The sequence below is a fragment of the Algoriphagus sp. NF genome (genome assembly GCF_028823735.1).
Taxonomy (GTDB): Bacteria; Bacteroidota; Bacteroidia; order Cytophagales; family Cyclobacteriaceae; genus Algoriphagus; species Algoriphagus marincola.
In genome coordinates, this window is the sequence record NZ_JAPEIB010000080.1 from 1 (window position 1) to 2,788 (window position 2,788).

4 protein-coding genes are annotated in these 2,788 nt (G+C 42.4%); 2 read left to right on the forward strand and 2 right to left on the reverse strand.

Annotated elements, in window-relative coordinates:
- Window positions 1-484: 484 nt before the first annotated feature.
- Window positions 485-997: a MauE/DoxX family redox-associated membrane protein gene (locus tag OU792_RS18300; protein ID WP_274671017.1), complete on the forward strand. Its 513-nt coding sequence runs from the start codon at window positions 485-487 to the stop codon at window positions 995-997.
- Between the two features lie 409 nt (window positions 998-1,406).
- On the opposite strand, the gene OU792_RS18305 is transcribed toward OU792_RS18300, so the two are convergent.
- Complete coding sequence (locus OU792_RS18305; protein WP_274671018.1) at window positions 1,407-1,655, reverse strand: hypothetical protein; 249 nt, start codon at window positions 1,653-1,655, stop codon at window positions 1,407-1,409.
- 324 nt (window positions 1,656-1,979) lie between these two features.
- Here OU792_RS18305 and OU792_RS18310 point away from each other — a divergent pair, with 324 nt between their 5' ends.
- Window positions 1,980-2,264 (forward strand): DUF6520 family protein, encoded by a 285-nt coding sequence (locus OU792_RS18310; protein WP_274671019.1) that lies wholly within the window; start codon window positions 1,980-1,982, stop codon window positions 2,262-2,264.
- A 50-nt stretch (window positions 2,265-2,314) separates the two neighbouring features.
- On the opposite strand, the gene OU792_RS18315 is transcribed toward OU792_RS18310, so the two are convergent.
- The coding region (locus OU792_RS18315; RefSeq protein WP_274671020.1) for a RagB/SusD family nutrient uptake outer membrane protein at window positions 2,315-2,788 on the reverse strand (474 nt) is incomplete at its 5' end.

Genomic DNA, 2,788 nt, shown 5'->3' on the forward strand with positions numbered 1-2,788 from the left:
CCATCGGGCATATTGCTTTCCTTCAAGAAAAAGTTTTTGGGAACCCTTCGTAGAATCAATTTTTGAAACACAGTCTTATAATCCTCCTCAGAGATTTCCTTAATCTGATTGTAATCGCTCATGAGCTCGATGAAATAGTCTTTTTCCTTCTTCATATGCTTGATGTTTAAGTTGGAAAACCTTGCAAATCCAAGGGCTGAAAAAATTCCAATGCCACTTGGTTGAACTAAAAACTCAATGTTAATTTAGTTCTCTCCATAAAAAAACCAAAGCTGAAGTTGTGAGGAAAGGTAGGCTAAGTTCAAAAACCCTTTATTTGAGGGTTTTTGGATGGTAAAATTTTTAGATATACCTCAGAAAATTTGGATTTCTGCTTTTTAGTGTTTCCAGGATTGCTGAAGAATAAAACCAAATAGGCTAGGGGCTTCCAAAAAAATCAGATCGATTTCCTTTATGTGATGGACTCAAATTCGAAGTCCCCCAAATGAATGATTATGAATTCTATCTAAATGCTAAAATTTGGTTCAATCAGTTGATAGAAACCAACATGCTAAAAATGGAACAAGGAATCCGCTTTATTTTGATATTTCTCTGGACCTATACAGGCCTGGACAAATTGATCCGATTTGAGCAGAGTCGAAAGGCCTTCCACAATCAGACCTTTCCTGCTGAGCTTGCAGAAATCTTAAGCTACGCCATACCCATCGCCGAGATACTCTTGGCCATCCTCTTGGTATCGAGCATCAGCCGCTGGTGGGGCTATTTGGGAAGCCTACTCTTGCTGACGGTATTCCTTTGCTATGTGGGACTGATTTGGGTAGGTGCCTTTCCCCGAGTTCCCTGCAACTGTGCCGGACTTCTGGATTCGATGGGATGGGGTGCCCATATGATTCTGAACCTGAGTTTAATGATACTTTCCATTGCAGGATTATGGATGGAAGGGAGAAGGGAGTTGGAAGTGGGGAGAAGGAAATTAGGAATTAGGAGAGGGAAGTAGGAAGCAGGATGCTGGAAGTTGGAAAGCTCTAAGTTGAATAGAAGGTTTGCTGGTCTCGGCTAGGAATAAAAAAAGGACCCTGAAGGGGTCTAATATTAATAGCCCTGGGTGAAACCCAGGGTTCTAAGGTAGCCTAGAAAACCAGCGCTGGGCCTAAAAATTTAAATTGGAGAAAAAATTATATTCCCCAGCAAGACGGAGGCGGATTTAAGAAGTGGGAAGTAGGAAGTGTGAAGTAGGGAGAGGGAAGTAGGTTCCCCGTCATAGCGAGTTGCGCTTCAGAAAACATAGATTTAATTGATTGACTTTGATGCGTGACGAAGCTATCTCATATGTGATGAGTGAATGGAAAGATTGGAGTAGGAAGTGGGGAGAGGGAAGCTGGAAGTTGGGAGTTGGGAATGGGAAATTAGGAATGAGGAAGAGGAAGTAAGAAGGTGGAAGTAAGGTGTGGGAAGCTGGAAGTAGGAAGTAGGGAGAGGGAAGTGTGAAGTAGGGAGAATGAAGTGGGAAGATGGAAGTAAGGGTGAATTGATGCGCTGAAGGAGTATTCTTTATCAACCCCAAATTCAATTTGGGGAAGAAATACAAATTCAAAAATCAGAGCACTGAAGGTGCGATCTATGCCAGGGATTATGGGATTTTCTGAATTATCCATAAAAGACTTCAGGGCTCTGATTCCATCAAAATAATCTAAGTACTGAATATTAAGGGTTCGAATCTAAAGTCCTTAAAGGTTAAAGAATTTAGGGGTAGCTGCTGCGACAGCTACCCCACGGCCTCCGAAGGTGACATTCGGAGCCGGAAAAAGTTTAACTAATATAGCAATAAATAAAAAAATGCTCATTCTTCTCGATGGCCTGGGTGAGAAGCAGACCAATACCGATGAGCAGATAGGGAGAAGCCGAAAACCCTCATCAGAGTAGGCAAACAACCGAAACGTTTTGTCCCTTTTTGATTGGTTAAAAAAGGGTCCTCAACTATGAACAAATTAAGAAAACTGCTTCCGGCACTGGCATTGGTGCTGGGGGCTAGCCTAGCCATGGCGATGAACGTGCCAAATTTTGGAAGCGAAAGGACAGCTACCAAAATCTTTACCCCTGACCCTTCCCAACCGAATGGATTTAGGGAAGTGACGCAAATCGTCAACCAAGGCGAATATGAATGTGACGAAAGTTCAATGGATTGTCTGGTGGAGTTTTCCAACGATGATCCAGCAACCGGAGTCCCAAATGTGCTCAGTGAAGGCGATTTCATAGAATTGTAATCTGTCTTCCTTAAAATTAACCCGAGGCCCTTTGAGCCTCGGGTTTCTATTTATCTGGGATTCTGAGCTATTCCACTTCGGGTTATTTCCTCCTGCGGAATTGGAAAGGTGTACCGCAATGAATTTGGTAATAATTCATATTGCTGGCCCTTAACTTTCCTAATAAGTGTAATTGGATTTTCTTCCTGGTTTAATCTTCGTAAATCCACCCATCGTATTCCTCTACCTATCAATTCTTTTCTCCTTTCTTCCAAAATCCTATCCAGAAGTTCAGATGAATCGGTAAAGTTTAATGGTACCCAATTGGCTGCATCGTACCTCAATGCAAGAAACTCATTTAATAATTCTAATGCAGGAGCTGTTTGACCCGACCTCAGGTTTCCTTCAGCAGCATTTAAATACAATTCCCCCACACTGATGCCTCCGAAATTCTGCGTGGCACCAGAAAGTTTTCCCGTATAATTGAATTCCCCATTGGATGCCTCAGTGAAATAGGCGCGGAGCCGAAGATCATGCTCTTCATA